16 protein-coding genes are annotated in these 14,540 nt (G+C 61.9%); 7 read left to right on the forward strand and 9 right to left on the reverse strand.

Annotated features, from left to right (window positions below):
- Positions 1-97 precede the first annotated feature (97 nt).
- The 4 genes from AC1DYR_RS02945 to AC1DYR_RS02960 form a co-directional block, all read right to left on the reverse strand.
- Positions 98-1,063, reverse strand: coding sequence for an EamA family transporter (locus AC1DYR_RS02945; protein ID WP_477703757.1), 966 nt, complete (start codon positions 1,061-1,063; stop codon positions 98-100).
- A 75-nt stretch (positions 1,064-1,138) separates the two neighbouring features.
- Positions 1,139-2,131 (reverse strand): substrate-binding domain-containing protein, encoded by a 993-nt coding sequence (locus AC1DYR_RS02950; RefSeq protein WP_477703758.1) that lies wholly within the window; start codon positions 2,129-2,131, stop codon positions 1,139-1,141.
- 153 nt (positions 2,132-2,284) lie between these two features.
- A complete protein-coding gene (locus AC1DYR_RS02955; protein ID WP_477703759.1) occupies positions 2,285-3,274 on the reverse strand; it encodes a Bug family tripartite tricarboxylate transporter substrate binding protein in 990 nt (329 codons plus the stop codon).
- A 65-nt stretch (positions 3,275-3,339) separates the two neighbouring features.
- Positions 3,340-4,647 (reverse strand): Rieske 2Fe-2S domain-containing protein, encoded by a 1,308-nt coding sequence (locus tag AC1DYR_RS02960; protein WP_477703760.1) that lies wholly within the window; start codon positions 4,645-4,647, stop codon positions 3,340-3,342.
- A 145-nt stretch (positions 4,648-4,792) separates the two neighbouring features.
- On the opposite strand from AC1DYR_RS02960, the gene AC1DYR_RS02965 reads away from it, so the two are divergent.
- The 5 genes from AC1DYR_RS02965 (at position 4,793) to AC1DYR_RS02985 (ending at position 8,765) form a co-directional block, all read left to right on the forward strand.
- Entirely contained in the window at positions 4,793-5,788 is a 996-nt protein-coding gene (locus AC1DYR_RS02965; protein WP_477703761.1) for a PDR/VanB family oxidoreductase, read from the forward strand.
- A complete protein-coding gene (locus AC1DYR_RS02970) occupies positions 5,785-6,984 on the forward strand; it encodes a Gfo/Idh/MocA family protein (RefSeq protein ID WP_477703762.1) in 1,200 nt (399 codons plus the stop codon). The genes AC1DYR_RS02965 and AC1DYR_RS02970 overlap by 4 nt, the downstream gene beginning before the upstream one ends.
- On the forward strand, positions 6,981-7,562 hold the full coding sequence (locus AC1DYR_RS02975; protein WP_477703763.1) for a MarR family winged helix-turn-helix transcriptional regulator: 582 nt from the start codon (positions 6,981-6,983) through the stop codon (positions 7,560-7,562). Before AC1DYR_RS02970 ends, AC1DYR_RS02975 begins: the two co-directional genes overlap by 4 nt.
- A 66-nt stretch (positions 7,563-7,628) precedes the next feature.
- Positions 7,629-7,784, forward strand: coding sequence for a hypothetical protein (locus AC1DYR_RS02980; RefSeq protein WP_477646178.1), 156 nt, complete (start codon positions 7,629-7,631; stop codon positions 7,782-7,784).
- A gap of 102 nt (positions 7,785-7,886) precedes the next feature.
- Complete coding sequence (locus tag AC1DYR_RS02985; protein ID WP_477703764.1) at positions 7,887-8,765, forward strand: DMT family transporter; 879 nt, start codon at positions 7,887-7,889, stop codon at positions 8,763-8,765.
- A 42-nt stretch (positions 8,766-8,807) separates the two neighbouring features.
- Here the strand turns inward: AC1DYR_RS02985 and AC1DYR_RS02990 are convergent, their stop codons facing one another.
- Both AC1DYR_RS02990 and AC1DYR_RS02995 read right to left on the reverse strand, forming a co-directional pair.
- Positions 8,808-9,443 carry a 3-oxoacid CoA-transferase subunit B gene (locus tag AC1DYR_RS02990; protein WP_477703765.1) on the reverse strand — a complete coding sequence of 212 codons (636 nt, stop codon included), beginning with the start codon at positions 9,441-9,443 and terminating at the stop codon, positions 8,808-8,810.
- A 1-nt stretch (position 9,444) separates the two neighbouring features.
- Positions 9,445-10,152: a CoA transferase subunit A gene (locus tag AC1DYR_RS02995; RefSeq protein ID WP_457280178.1), complete on the reverse strand. Its 708-nt coding sequence runs from the start codon at positions 10,150-10,152 to the stop codon at positions 9,445-9,447.
- Positions 10,153-10,249: 97 nt separating this feature from the next.
- Between AC1DYR_RS02995 and AC1DYR_RS03000 the strand changes: the two genes are divergently transcribed.
- On the forward strand, positions 10,250-10,807 hold the full coding sequence (locus AC1DYR_RS03000; protein ID WP_457280177.1) for a helix-turn-helix transcriptional regulator: 558 nt from the start codon (positions 10,250-10,252) through the stop codon (positions 10,805-10,807).
- Positions 10,808-10,890: 83 nt separating this feature from the next.
- Here the strand turns inward: AC1DYR_RS03000 and AC1DYR_RS03005 are convergent, their stop codons facing one another.
- Together AC1DYR_RS03005 and AC1DYR_RS03010 are read right to left on the reverse strand one after the other, a co-directional pair.
- The gene (locus AC1DYR_RS03005; RefSeq protein ID WP_477703766.1) at positions 10,891-12,363 is read right to left on the reverse strand and encodes a protein kinase domain-containing protein; all 1,473 of its coding nucleotides are present in this window, start codon (positions 12,361-12,363) and stop codon (positions 10,891-10,893) included.
- On the reverse strand, positions 12,360-13,112 hold the full coding sequence (locus AC1DYR_RS03010; protein WP_477703767.1) for a metallophosphoesterase family protein: 753 nt from the start codon (positions 13,110-13,112) through the stop codon (positions 12,360-12,362). The genes AC1DYR_RS03005 and AC1DYR_RS03010 overlap by 4 nt, the downstream gene beginning before the upstream one ends.
- Before the next feature lie 260 nt (positions 13,113-13,372).
- On the opposite strand from AC1DYR_RS03010, the gene AC1DYR_RS03015 reads away from it, so the two are divergent.
- Positions 13,373-13,858 carry a GNAT family N-acetyltransferase gene (locus AC1DYR_RS03015; RefSeq protein WP_477703768.1) on the forward strand — a complete coding sequence of 162 codons (486 nt, stop codon included), beginning with the start codon at positions 13,373-13,375 and terminating at the stop codon, positions 13,856-13,858.
- Between the two features lie 8 nt (positions 13,859-13,866).
- On the opposite strand, the gene AC1DYR_RS03020 is transcribed toward AC1DYR_RS03015, so the two are convergent.
- Complete coding sequence (locus AC1DYR_RS03020; protein WP_477703769.1) at positions 13,867-14,223, reverse strand: HPF/RaiA family ribosome-associated protein; 357 nt, start codon at positions 14,221-14,223, stop codon at positions 13,867-13,869.
- Positions 14,224-14,540 lie beyond the last annotated feature (317 nt).

The raw sequence follows: 14,540 nt of genomic DNA on the forward strand, positions 1-14,540 counted from the left end.
AGTTCCTTCGTAACCGCGTACCCCAATCATCGGGGCTGTGCCGGCTGGGTGCCTTTTTGGCACTGCGGTATTGAGTTTCCGGGTCAGGGTCGGTGCGTCAACGCATCACAATGATGAAGATACCCAGCAAAGTCAAGCCACTGCCCGCCAGCGTGGTGGCCTTGATGGCGTCCTGGTCTTTGAACAGCAGATGGCTCAGCGGAAAAACCAGGACCGGCGTACACAACGTGACCAGTGTGGCAACGGACAGCGGTATGTAGCGCATGGCGCCGATCACGCACATCTGGGCTGAAATGGTGGTCACACCGATCAACGCATACAGCGCCATGCCGCTGCGGCTGGCCGAGCGCAAACGGGCGGCCATCGCGCGCTTGCCAGCGCTGAAAACCAGGAGCAGGGCCAGGCCGCTGGCGGCGCCTATCAGCGCGCCTACGACGGGTTCATTCCAGCTGCGCACCGCAGATCCCCTGAGGACGTTTCCGATCGCATACGCCAGCGAGCTGCCCATACCCAGCAAAAGGGCGGATTGCAACGCCCGCTGAAGCGCGGTGGATCGCACAGGCGCAGGTGCGGGGCCTCCGTCGGGCGCCAGCGCTGCCGTGGAACCGCGGCGCGAAAAAAAGCCGGGCTTGTAGCTGACCAGCATCAGCCCGCCTATCGTCATGACTATGCCCAGCGCTACCAGCAAACTCAGACGCTCTCCCAGCAGCAGCCAGGCCATCAGTGCGGTGAACAGCGGGCTGCTGATCTGGAAAACACTGGCCTTGGCCGGTCCGAAACGCACCACGGACTCGTAAAAAAACCAGCGCCCCAGGTAAGTGGCAAACGCACCGGCGGCGGCAAAAAGCCAGAACGCCTGCGCGTTCCACTGCAAGCCATCCGTGCGCAGCCCCATCTGCACCAGCGTGGCCAACGCAGAAAACACCACGTTCGAGGAAGCCGCGATGAGAAAACCCAGGCCAAGCTCCAGGCGGCTGGACGCCACCTTGGTCACCAGAATGGAGACCGTGAAAAGCAACAGCGCAGCGCCGGCCAGCAAGTAACCGAGGAAGGAATCAGTCATCCGTATTCATCATCTTATTGACCGTTGGCGCTTGTTGGACGTGCGCCACCAGCTATAAAATTCATAGCAACTTATTCATATCTTGAACGCCTCGAGTGACTCGGGCGCAAACAATTCGGCAGGCTTGAGCAACCGCTTTGAAAGGCCCTGCTCTAACGAGTACCGCAAGAAGGTCTGCAGCGTGGCTTCGTTCTTCTCGAATCCGTAAGGCCAGAAGTCTTCGCCCATCTCGCGCTTGACCTGCTCGACGTGCGAAGTCAACCAGGGCAGCATGACTTTGAGTGCCGCTGTTTCGTACAGGTCTTCGTAAGTGCGCCGCTGCGACTCCTCCAACGCTTTCATCAGTGCGCGAGCCACCCAGCGGTTGGCTTCATACACGTCACGGCGAATTGCCACCGTGTGCATGATGGGGAAAATTTTCGTTTCCTGGAAGTAGTTGCGCTCGACCTGTTCGTAGTCTTCAAAGAGGCGTTTGACTTTGCCTCCACCTTTCAAAAAGCTCGAAGGCATGCGCGCGGTGTAAAGCGCGTCGATCTCGCCGTCGAGCAGCATCTGCGCCAATGTCTGCCCGGGCCCAATGCGCTCGACCTTGATGTTGGGCGGCAAATCCAGTTTGATCTTTTCAGAGCGGCCGGGTTCCTCCTCGCCGCCGGTGAAGTAGGTCACGCTGTCAACAGGCACGCCGTAATGGTCGGACAGGATGCCGCGTATCCACACCGGCGCCGTCATCTGGTATTCGGGGTTGCCCACGCGCTTGCCTATCAGGTCTTTAGCCTCGCGAATGCCTGAGTTGGCATTCACATAGATGCAGGAGTGCCGGAAAAAGCGCGAGGGGAACACCGGGATCGCCACAAACGGCCGCGACTCGTTAAACAGAGACACGGTGTACGACGAAAGTGACATTTCCGCGGCATCAAACTCCTTGTGCCGCAGCATGCGAAAGAAAGTTTCTTCCACCGGCATGTTGAGGTAGTTCAGGTCGATGCCATCGGGCTGCACGCTCCCGTCCATCAGGGCGCGGGTGCGGTCATAGTTCCAGCAGCCGAAAGTCAGTTTCAGTTTTGACATGTCGCGTTGTGTTCCTTGAGAGATTGGGATGACAGATTTCAGAGCCGTTCACAAAACCCAGCGAAGCGGTCCTGGCTAGGCGCGTCGCCGCGGACAGTGCTACAGCACGGCAAGGCGACGCAACAACGCCAGGAGGGTTTTGTGGGCGGCTCCTTATTCCGGCTTGATGCCGGAGGCCACAATGGCCTTGGCCAGGCGTTCGTTTTCGCCGAGGATGGCCTTGTTGTAGTCGGCGGGGCTGCTGCCGATGGGCTCGATGCCTGCGTTATTGAGCGTGGTAATAACTTCCGGCATCCTGGCGATCTGCGCCATCTCGGCGCTGATGCGCTCTATCGCGCTCGCCGGCGTGCCCGTAGCGGCCAGTACGCCCACTATGGGCGCGAAGTCAAAGCCCGGGATGGTTTCAGCAATCGCCGGCACATTGGGCTCCTGGCTGGAGCGCTGGGCGGCATTGTTGGCCAGCAGCTTGACCTGCCCGCCTTTCACAAAACCGGACAGTGACGGCAGTGCGGAGAACAGCACGTCGACCTGTCCACCGATCAGCGCCGGAACCGACTGGCCCGTGCCCTTGAACGGCACATGCGTGATTTGCAGGCCGAGCGATGCCTTCAGCGCCTCCATGGTCAGGTGGTGTGTGCTGCCGATACCTGAAGAGCCGTAGTTCAAGGTTCCCGGTTTGGCCTTGGCGAGCGCGATGAACTCCTGAAATGTATTGACCTGTACTTTGGGGTGAACCGCCAGGTACAGCGGCGCGCGAGCCGCGAGCGACACGGGCATGAAATCGCGTTTGAAGTCGTAACCCAGGCTTTTGTAGATTGCTGGGTTGATGGAGAACATCGAGCCGTCCGTCACCAGGAAGGTGTAGCCGTCTTTCGGGGCGGTGGCCAGCGCCTGCGCGGCCACCACCCCGTTGGCGCCTGGCCGGTTGTCGACCACCACCGACTGGCCGAGCTTGTCGCCCAGCCGCTGCGCAAAAATGCGGGCCACGGTGTCGGGCAGGCCGCCGGCCGCGTAGGGCACCACAAACTTGATCGGCCGGTTCGGGTAGGCGCCCTGCGCGGCTGCGGACATCGGCAGCAAGGTGCCGGCTGCCAGCACGGTACCGGCCCATAGACAGTGGAGAAGATGGCGGCGCTGTTTCATGGATGTCTCCTGATAATTTTTGAAGTCTGGTCGCAAAAAAGAAAAAGCAGAGACAGGAAATTGCCTCAGGTGGAATAGGACGGCTCCAGCGCTGGCTGCCGGGAATCCCACACATAGGACGCCTGGTAGGCACGCCAGTCCGTCGTTTTCGGAACAATAGCCTGAAAAGCGACCACGCTGGGCGGAATACGGAGCTCGCCTGTCCCGATGGCGGCTTCCCCCGCCTGGAACGCGCTCACCGCCTCCAGCATCTGCTTGCGGAACTCCACCACCGCCATGTCGCTGGCGCCCAGGCGTTCATGCGTTCTGTCGGCAATCGGGCCCATGGTCACCCACATGGCGATGTCCTGGTTGGGGAAACCGGTAATGCCGGTGAAGTTGCCGGCCTTCATGGCTTCGCGGTCCTGCCAGAAGTGGTTGGCACGGTTGCGCAGCGGCTGGTATTTTTCGTCCAGGTCGGGGCCCAGCTGCTGGCCAAGGAATTTGCGCCAGGCGCCGGTGTCAGGCGTCTGCGACGAATGGCCCCAGGCGATGAAATAGAACGCGGTGTTGGTATCGTCCATCGGCACGTTGATGTTGGCGACGTTGTAGAGGTTGTTGGGCGGGATCAGCGCTGTGGCGGGCGCCACAAACACGGTCGAGCGAATGTAGTCATTGACCGCCGCGTTCTTGATGGGTCGGCGTATGGCCGCATAACGAAAACCGTAGCCGCCGCGCTCCACCTGCATGCGCGGCGCCTTGTCGGTTGAGGGCCGCAGCCAGTTGGTATCCGTGGCCTCGGCGCCTTCCACGCGCGCCGGCACCATGTCTGAAGAATGCAGGCTGGAGCTATGGGCCGAGTCGATCGCGCCTTCCAGGATTTGCGCCCAGTTGCAGGGAATCAGTGCCTTGGCAATCGTCACCCTCGTGTCGGCGGTGGGTGCCCAGGCCGGTGGCTCGAACTCGGGTTGGGTTTCTTTCGGCCCCATGTAAGCCCAGACAAAACCGCCCCACTCCTTCACCGGATAAGCCAGGTGCTTGACCTTTTGCGCCATGCCGCTGGCGGCGGGTTCTGAAACCATCTCCAGCACATTACCCTCCACGTCCATCTTCCAGCCGTGATAGAGGCAGCGCAGGCCGCAGTCTTCATTCCGGCCAAACACCAGCGACACGCGCCGGTGCGGACAGTATTCGTCCATCACGCCAACCCGGCCTTTGGTGTCGCGAAACACCACCAGGTCCTCCCCAAACACCCGTGCCTTGACAGGCGTGCCGTCAAGCTCACTGACCTCTTCGATCAGGCATACCGGCGTCCAGTGGCGGCGCATCAACTGGCCCATGGGGGCCAGGCCCTCCACACGGCACAACAGGTCATTTTCTTCGGCGGTCAACATCGCAAATATCCTTCACATCGGTTGCAAATTCATGGGCTCGGCATGAAATCAAAAGCAGCTTGCAAATCCGGGGCAAGCAGATTATTCTTAGCACACTAAGAATATCGGGCTTTTGACATTTGTCAATCACCATACGGAGACAACGATGAGCGTTAACCCTAGCGTCGCAGCAGGCAGCCCTGCCGCGGCCGCCATTGAGCCGGATTTTTTTAAACTGCGGGTGCTCAGGAAGGAAGCGGTTGCACAAGGCATTTACCTGTTCGAGTTGCGTCACCCGGACGGCGCGCCCCTGCCCGCCTTCACGCCCGGCTCGCACCTGACGGTTGAAGTGCCGAGCGGCGTGCGGCGCAACTATTCCCTGTGCAGCGACCCGGCCGACAACGGCGCCTGGCAGATCGCTGTCAAGCGTGATGAGCGCGGCCGTGGCGGCTCCGTCAGCATGGCGGATGACGTGCAAGCGGGTCAGTTGCTGTCGGTCAGCGCGCCGCGCAACAACTTCGAATTGGCAAGCCACGCCGCCGAGTCGATCTTCGTGGCGGGCGGTATCGGCATCACGCCGGTCCTGTCGATGATGCGCCACCTCAAGCGCACGAACACCAGCTTCAAGCTCTACTACTGCACGCGCGATGCGGGCAGCACGGCGTTCATCCACGAGCTGCAATCCGAGTTTGCGGGCCAGGTGCAGATTCACCACGACAACGGCGACATCGACCAGGCGCTGGACCTGTGGCCGGTATTTGAAAAACCCACCGCCGCGCACATTTACTGCTGCGGCCCCAAAGGCCTGATGGACAGCGTGGCCGACATGTCGGGCCACTGGCCTTCGGGTTCCGTGCATTTTGAAAGCTTCGGCGTCGACGCCACGGTGTATGCCGATAACACGCCATTTACCGTGCGGCTTCAAAAGAGCGGGAAGAGCGTCGAGGTTAGTGCAGAACAAACCATTCTGGAGGCCTTGCGCGCCACGGGCCTGCGCGTGGCCAGCTCTTGCGAGAGCGGCACCTGCGGCACCTGCAAGACCCGCCTGCTGGCAGGCGACGCCGAGCACCGCGACATGGTGCTGACCGACGAGGAAAAGGCTGACCACATCATGGTCTGCGTCTCGCGGGCAAAATCGCCTGAACTGGTACTGGACTTATGACAAACCGCACACTGAAGATGGGCGTGGTGGGCCTGGGGCGCGCCTTCACGCTGATGCTGCCCACCTTTGTGCATGACGGCCGCGTCACGCTGGTGGGCGCGAGCGACCCGATTGCCCAGGCCCGCGCGCAGTTTGAAAAAAACTTTGCCGCGCCCAGCTACGCATCCATTGAAGCGCTGTGCGCCAATCCGGCCGTGGAAGTGCTTTACATCGCATCGCCCCACCAGTTCCATGCGGAGCACGTGCGCCTGGCCGCCTCTTTCGGCAAACATGTGCTGGTGGAAAAACCGATGGCCCTGACGGTGGACGAATGCACCAGCATGATTGAAGCGGCCCGCAGCGCAGGCGTTCACCTGATCGTGGGCCACAGCCACAGCTTCAACATGCCGATACGGCGCACGCGCGAACTCGTCGACAGCGGCCGGTATGGTGCGGTGAAGATGATTCACACCATGAACTACACCGACTTTCTCTACCGGCCGCGCAGGCCGGAGGAACTCGACACGGCAGCCGGTGGCGGCGTGATCCACAGCCAGGCCACGCACCAGATGGACATCGTCCGGTTGCTGGGCGGCGGGCTGGTGCGCAACGTGCGCGCCCACACCGGTGCCTGGGATGCAGCCCGCCCCACTGAAGGCGCCTACAGCGCATTGATCGAATTTGAAGGCGGTGCGTTCGCCTCTGCCACCTACAGTGGCTATGGTCACTATGACTCGGATGAGCTGCTGGGCAACATCGGCGAAATGGGCCAGGCCAAAAACCCGAATGACTATGGCGCCGCCCGCAAACGGCTGCAGGTTGCGTCCACCCCGGCTGAAGAAGCCGCGCTGAAAGCGGCGCGCAACTATGGCGGCAGCCTGTACATGGCCGGTACCGCCCTGCAGCAAGGCCTGCAGCACCAGCACTTCGGCCAGTTCATCGTGAGTTGCGAAAAAGCTGATCTTCGCCCCGGCCCGACAGGCATCGCCATCTACGCTGACGGCGAAAAAACCTTCGAACCCCTTCCTGCCCCGCCGGTTCCGCGCCAGGAGGTGATCGACGAGCTCTTTGCCGCAGTGGTGAACGGCCACTCACCGGTTCACAGCGGCGAGTGGGCCCGGGCCACCACGGCGGTGTGCCTGGCGCTGCTGGAATCCGCTCGCACCGGGCGGGATTGCCGGCCGGGGCACCAAGTGCGTCACAATGCCGGTTCATGACCAACGATACGCAAAACATCATCCGTCACTGGCGTGAAGCCGTCCCCAATGACCGCCTCGCACACCTGATCCGCGATGCCTCACGCGCCTTTCACCGCGCGCTGCAGGTGCGTCTGGCAGAGCATGGCGTTCCCTTTGGCCACTGGACCTTCCTGCGCATTCTCTGGGAGTCAGACGGGCTGACGCAAAAAGAGCTCAGCGAACGCGCCGGCGTGATGGAGCCCACCACGTTCATTGCGATGAAGGCCATGGAGTCGCTGGGCTACATCGTGCGCAAGCAACTGCCCACCAACAAGAAAAACATGTACGTGCACCTGAGCGACAAGGGCCGGGCGCTCAAGAAGCTGCTGGTGCCTTTGGCCGAAGAAACCAACAACGTCAGCATTGAAGGCATTGCCCCCGAAGACATCAAAACCACGCGCGCGGTGCTGCTGGCCATGATTGAAAACCTCGCAAAAGACGAGCTGCTGCCAACACCGCCTGCAACGAAACGCAAGGCTGCCGCCAAACCGGCCGCCCAGGCCACCCAGTCACCCTCGGCCACGCGCAGCAAGCGTGGTAAAAAAACCGCGTCCTGAACCCCGCGCGGCGTCTCTTCATGAACCCATCGCTCCCGCACCCGTTTCGCCGGGTATAGTCTGCTCATGTACACGCCTTTTTCAAGCCATGCGACTGCGCCAGCCCTGCTGGCCGATGACATGCGCCTGACAGGCGGCTTCACTGCTCCCCCACCTGCCGCACCTCCGCGCAACGTGGTCGCTTCCGGCGCTTACCCGCCGGCCGCGCACGTTCCCGGCTGAGTCCCAGCCGGTCCAGCTCTCCAGCCTCGTTTGATTCAGCCACTGGCGCAGCCGCGCCACGTGCGCTCGCTGGAGCTTGTCCTTCTTTCGGCAGGTAATTTCATGATTTCAAAAAACACGGCCTGGGCCACCTTCGGCCCGACTTCCCTTTTCGTCCTGATCTGGAGCAGCGGCGCGCTTTTCTCCAAACTCGGGCTGCAGCACGCCAGCCCTTTCGCCTTTCTGGGTTTACGGTTTGCCCTTGCGCTCAGCATTCTGCTGGCGCTCGGGTTGGCCAGACGGCGTTGGCTGCCAGCGCCCGGCACGCGCCTGCGCGTCGCGCTGACGGGCCTTCTGATGATCGGCAGCTATTCCATCTGCCATTTGCTGGCGCTGGACCACGGCCTCACTCCCGGCGTGCTGGCCACCGTGCTGGGTGTGCAGCCCATCCTGACACTGGCACTGACGGAACGCCAGGCCTTCTCGCGGCGACGCCTGGCAGGCCTCGGCCTGGCCCTGGGCGGACTGGTGCTGGTGGTGTATGAAAGCATTGCGCGTGCGCACTTCACCGCCACCGGAATGCTGTTTGCTTTCGGCGCATTGACTTGCATGACGCTGGGCGCCATTTTGCAGAAGTCAGTCAGGCAGGCGCCGCGTGAAGTGCTGCCGCTGCAGCTGGCCTGCAGCCTGTTGCTGTGCCTGCTCTTCGCGCCGTTTCAGCCGATGTCTGTTGACCTGGGCACCGGCTTCTGGGTGGCGCTGGTGTGGATGGGGGTTGTCATGTCTGTGGTGGCCACGCTGCTGCTGTACCGCCTGATTCATGCAGGCAACCTGGTCAACGTCACCAGCCTGTTCTACCTGGTGCCTGCAGGCACGGCTGCCCTCGACTACCTGGTACTGGGCAACCGCCTGGCGCCCTGGAGCCTGGCGGGCATGCTGGCGATCCTGCTGGGCCTGGTGCAGGTGTTCCGCAACCCTGTGCAGCCGTTAGCCGCACGCTGAAAGTTGCCGGGCGGTAGTGCAAAACTACCGCCCGGCTACAGATCAAATGAGCTGGACACCCGTCTTGGCCTGCAAGACCTCGCGGGTTACGCCGGGCGCAAGTTCCACGACTTTGAGGCCTTCGGGCACCACGTCCATCACGGCCAGGTCGGTGATGATGCGGTCCACCACGCCCACGCCCGTCAGCGGCAGGGTGCATTTCGGCAGAATCTTCATGTCTTCGGTGCCGTCTTTCTTTTTGGCAACGTGCTCCATCAGCACAATCACGCGCTTGACGCCGGCGACCAGGTCCATGGCACCACCCATGCCCTTGACCATCTTGCCCGGGATCATCCAGTTGGCGAGGTCTCCTTTTTCGCTGACCTGCATGGCGCCCAGGATGGACAAATTGATCTTGCCGCCGCGGATCATTGCGAAGCTTTCATGGCTGCCAAAGATGGATGAGCCCTTGATCGTCGTCACGGTCTGTTTGCCGGCGTTGATCAGGTCGGCGTCCACCTGGTCTTCGTTCGGAAACGGGCCAATGCCCAGCATGCCGTTTTCCGACTGCAGCCACACTTCCTTGTCACCCGTGAAGTTGGCCACCAGCGTCGGGATGCCGATGCCGAGGTTCACATAGAAACCGTCTTCGAGTTCCTGGGCGGCGCGTGCCGCCATTTGGTCTTGGGTCCAGGGCATATCAAACTCCCGCTTTCTCGGTGATGGTTCGCTTTTCGATGCGCTTTTCGGGGTTCGCATTGAGCACAATGCGATGCACATAAATACCGGGCAGATGGATGTCGTCCGGCGCCAGCTCGCCGACCTCAACGATCTTCTCCACCTCGACAATGCAAATCTTTCCGGCCATTGCGGCGGCCGGGTTGAAATTGCGGGCCGTGAGGTTAAAGCGCAGGTTGCCGGACTTGTCGGCCGTGTGCGCCTTGACCAGCGACACATCAGGCACCAGTGAACGTTCCATCACATAGGTCTCGCCGTCAAACTCGCGCAGCTCCTTGCCGTCTGCCACTTGCGTGCCCACGCCGGTCTTGGTGAAGAAGGCCGGAATGCCGGCACCGCCTGCGCGCAGCTTTTCGGCCAGCGTGCCCTGGGGCGTGAAGTCCAGTTCCAGTTCGCCCGCCAGGTACTGGCGCTCAAACTCCTTGTTCTCGCCGACGTAGCTCGAAATCATTTTTTTGATCTGCCGCGTTTCCAGCAGCTTGCCCAGGCCGAAGCCGTCAACACCGGCGTTGTTGGAAATTACGGTGAGGTTCTTCACCTGGCTGTCGCGCAAGGCTTCGATCAGCGCCTCGGGAATGCCGCACAGGCCGAAACCGCCAACGGCCATCAGCTGGCCGTCCTTGACGACGCCCTTGAGGGCTTCTGCGGCGGAAGGGAAAAGTTTTTTCACAAATAGTCTCCTTGTGTCGTGACGCTGGCAGGTGCCATCAGCAATCCATTACGATACTACTTATCAAGTTAGGTAGTTTTCCGTAAAGGTAAGTACTGTGGAAGTCGATTACCAGCTCGCATTCGATCTGGCACCGGTGGGACTGGTGCTGTCCCGCAACCGCTCCATTGTGGACTGCAACCAGCATTTGTGCGAGATGTTCGGCGCCACGCGCGAACAGCTCGCCGGCCAGTCATTCATGATTCTTTATCCCAGCGCGGACGAGTACGAGCGCATAGGCGCACGCATGATTCCCATCCTGAACGCCAAGGGCCTGTATTCCGACGACCGCATCATGAAGCGCGTGGACGGCCGCAACAAGGGTGAAACCTTCTGGTGCCATGTCACGGGGCGGGCGCTCAACCGAAGCGCACCGCACGAAGCCGGCATCTGGACTTTCGAGGACCTGAGCTCGCGCCGCCCCGTCACGGCCGAGCTCACCGCACGTGAACGTGAAGTGGCCGCGCACCTGATGGACGGCATGACCTCCAAGGAAATCGGCCGCGCGCTGGTGATCAGCCACCGCACCGTCGAAATTTACCGCGCCCGCCTGATGCGCAAATACAAGGCGTCCACCACGGCCGACCTGGTACACCGGCTCATGGCCGGGTCGTGAACATGCAATCTGCCGCGTTTTAATTTGCTACGTTTTATATAGCGCCTTGCGCTTATCCATAAAGGGATGGGAGCTCTTTTCGCTTAAACCATCGCCGCGTTGATGCTGGCGAGCGTCGGTGGTGCCGCCTCATTCCCCAGCCGGTCAAACGGCAATGCCTGCTTCACCAGAATCACCGTGCAAGGCGCTGCCATGGCGACCTTGATCGGCACCGTCGCCAGCAGGCGCTGCATCTGCAGGCCGTGCGTCGCAGCGCCCATCACGATCATGCTGACGTGATTGCCCTGGGCATAGTGCAGCAGTGCCTGCGCCACATCGCCCGACTCGATGACATGAAAAGACATCGTCTGGTTGCTCAGATGCAAAGGCTGCGCCCACTGGCGAAGCATGCCCAGGTAACGCCGGTGCACGGTGGTCTCGCTGGTTTGCGCGTCGTGGCCCGGGGTTGCCGACGGATCAATCACCGTCACGCAGGCCAGCCGCGCGCGCGGTGTCGTGCCCAGCACCCGCATCACGGCGCGCCGCAGCGAATACAGCGTGGCGTCGCTCACATCCAGGTAAGGGACGGCCACCAGGATGATGGGCGCCGCATCAATTTGCCGGGAGGGAAGCGGGCTGGGCTGATAGTCTTTGCCCGCCGCGCGCAGCCACCGCTTGAAGTGGCCCCAAAATCCCGTGGATTGCAGGCGCTGGCCCAGCCCCGTCACGGCGATCTGCGTCGGGTCGGAAAGATCCAGCGCCAGGTGTGCAGCTGACGCATAGCGCCGGTCGGCCTCGTTCTGCAGGCAGTGCAGGATCACTTCCTGCAGCCATTCGGGCAAGTCTGGCCGCAGCGCGCGCGGCGGCACCGGGTCCATCCACAGGCGTTGCCGCAGGCCGCCGCGGGTCTGCGGGTTGCCAAAAGGCAGCGCGCGCGTGGCCAGCTCATACAGCATCACGCCGATGGCAAAGATGTCGCTGCGCGGGTCGCCCCGCACGCCCACCACCTGTTCGGGCGCCATCCAGGTCGGGGAGCCGACGGCGGGACGCAGCTCTTCAGCCAGCAGGTCCGGGTAATGCGCATGGCAAGACAAGCCGAAGTCGAGCAGGACGGCACTGCCATCGGGGCGTATCAGCACGTTCGCCGGTTTCAGGTCCAGGTGGCAGGCATCCTGCAGATGCAGGCTGTGCACCGCTTGGGCCACCGCCGCACCCAGCCGGGCAATTTCTTCCGCGGGCAGCGGCGCTGCGGCCTCGTCCAGCAGTTGTTGCAGGGTGCGGCCGGAGACGTATTCCATCACCAGGTAAGGCAGCTTTTCGAGATCTCCCGCTGCCACCAGCCGCGGCACATGCGGCCCGGTCAGCACGGAAAGCAACTGCAGCTCGACCTCAAAGCCCACGATGTTTTCCGCGCCGTCGCCGGCCGTCATGCGCGGCACCTTCATCACCAACGGAAAAGGCACGGCACGCGTTGCGTCGGCATACCCCACCTGGTAGATGTGCGCCATGCCGCCGGCATGCAGGCATTCGCCAACCACAAATCCATCTACCACGGTCCCGGGTGCCATCAACCTCACAGGCCCGCCTCCAGCCGCTGCGCAAAGTATGCGGGCAGTCCCGCCGCGCGCACATCGGCTGCGGCAGCCAGGTGGTCATAAGTCACGCGGTGGAAAGTCAGCTCGGCCAGCTCCGGGTCAAACAGTGCATACATGGCTTTGGTATTGCCGTCGCGCGGCTGGCCGACCGAACCCACGGTAGCGAGCCAGTAACGGTGCGCCGGCACAGGAATGAGCACACCCGGAGTAGGCTGAAAGCGCATCAGCCCCTGCCCCGCGCCGTGAAAATACAGCGTCTGCTGGTGTACGTGACCGCAAAACACATAGCGCACGTCCGGATCGAGCGATGCGGCGTCAAGGCTGGCCTCGGCGCGGCGTTCGTTGTCCACATAGTGCCAGCGCCCTGGCGAGTCGGCGCTCGCATGCACCAGCAGCGCGGTGCCGACAGTCGCCGTCAGCGGCAGGGCCTCCAGAAAGTCCAGCGCCTCCTTGTTCAGCCGGTCATGCGTCCAGGCGGCGCCGCTTTGATCGACCGAGCGCGCCTGTACGGGCGGGGTCACCGTGTGCTGGTCATGGTTGCCCCTGAGCACGACGGCGCCCTCGCCCGCCAGGCCGCGAATCCGTTGCACCACCTCGGCCGGCTGCGCGCCATAGCCCACCAGGTCTCCCAGTATGGCCAGGCGGCCGGCGCCCTGCTCTGCAGCGTGGGCAAGGCAGGCCTCCAGCGCACGCAGGTTGGCATGCACATCGGACAGCAGGGCTATTTTCATAAGGTGAGGCGCAGTTTTATTTCACGGCAGCCAGTCTGAGGCAGCCAGTCCTGCCATTTGGAACAGGACAGCACAGTTTGCCGTAAAAAAAGGAATCCGTGGCTGTTTTTGCGCCGCTTCAGCGCAACCGCCATGCACTGGCAGATAAGGTGGCGACTGTCATATTGCTATTAAATTCATAGCTGCCTGCAATCGCCCTGACTAGGCTGCAGGCCAAAATCGCCTTTATCATCGCCTGCTTTATCGCTGTTGATCCCATCATGCATATCCGCCCTTACCAGGATTCAGACCTCGCCGCAGTCGCCCAGCTGTTCACCGATGCGGTTCATGGCCTGGCGGGAAGCCACTACGACGCCGTGCAGCGCGAGGCCTGGGCGCCCCGCCCATGCGATCTGGGCTCATGGAAAACGCGGCTCGGGCCATTACAAATCTTGCTGGCGCAAAACACGGAAGGCGGCGGGCTGCTGGGCTTTATTGGCTACGAAAAAAATGGCCATATCGACCTCCTGTTTACGTCGCCCGCTGCCGCGCGCCGCGGTGTGGCTTCGCAGCTTTACGGCCATACCGAAACTGCGCTGCGCGGTCTCGGCATCGTGGAGTTTTTTACCGAGGCCAGCCTGGTGAGCCGGCCATTTTTCGAGCACCAGGGATTCTCGGTCAGGGAAGAACAACGCATTGAAAGGCGTGGGGCCACACTGCGCCGCTTTGCGATGGCCAAGGCTATCACCCTGGTTGACAAGGCTTAGGCAACGATTCAGATGGCGTCCGGCTCGTGCCGGATGGTTTCACGCGCGCGGTGATGGTCGCGCAATTTTCCCAACGTATGGTCAAGCACCCGCTTGAGCTTGTCGCTTGCGCCGCGAAAGGCTTCGTCCTGGCTGGGCGCCTGGTGATTGACGGCCAGTGGCTCATGATGCGCCAGCCGCGCCTCCATCACGCAGCGTTTCTGGTCGGGGCTGATCTTGTCGCTGTTTTCATCGCTCATATGAACCTCAATGCGCGTGATGTCACCCTTGAAGCGGCTCAGTGAGGTGTTGAGTTCGGTGCTGGCCCAGCGCTCGAACGATTCGCCGGTGTGCATGGTGTGATTGGAATTGACTTGGACTTGCATGGGTATTGTTTTCCTTTCAGGACGGTTGCAGCGAAGAGGCCTGCCGGCCGGGCTGTCTCGCAGCTACCAGGGAGGCAACTGGAAAATTCATTGTGCGCCCTGCACGGCTGCAAGCGTGTAGTCCTGATCCTCACCCTGAAGTAAGGGTGGTTTTCAGCGATGAGGGATCTTTCCGGGCTGGCTGGCGGGTGGTTGCCCCGCCAGCAGCAGCGCGGCGAGTAACACCAAGCAAAGAGCGCAACCTGTGAAACAACCCCATCGCTATCAATTTAATAGCTGCTCGCGCATGTCCCCATTGGCCTGAAAGGCAAAATCCT

It is taken from the genome of Polaromonas sp. P1_F9, assembly GCF_056405615.1.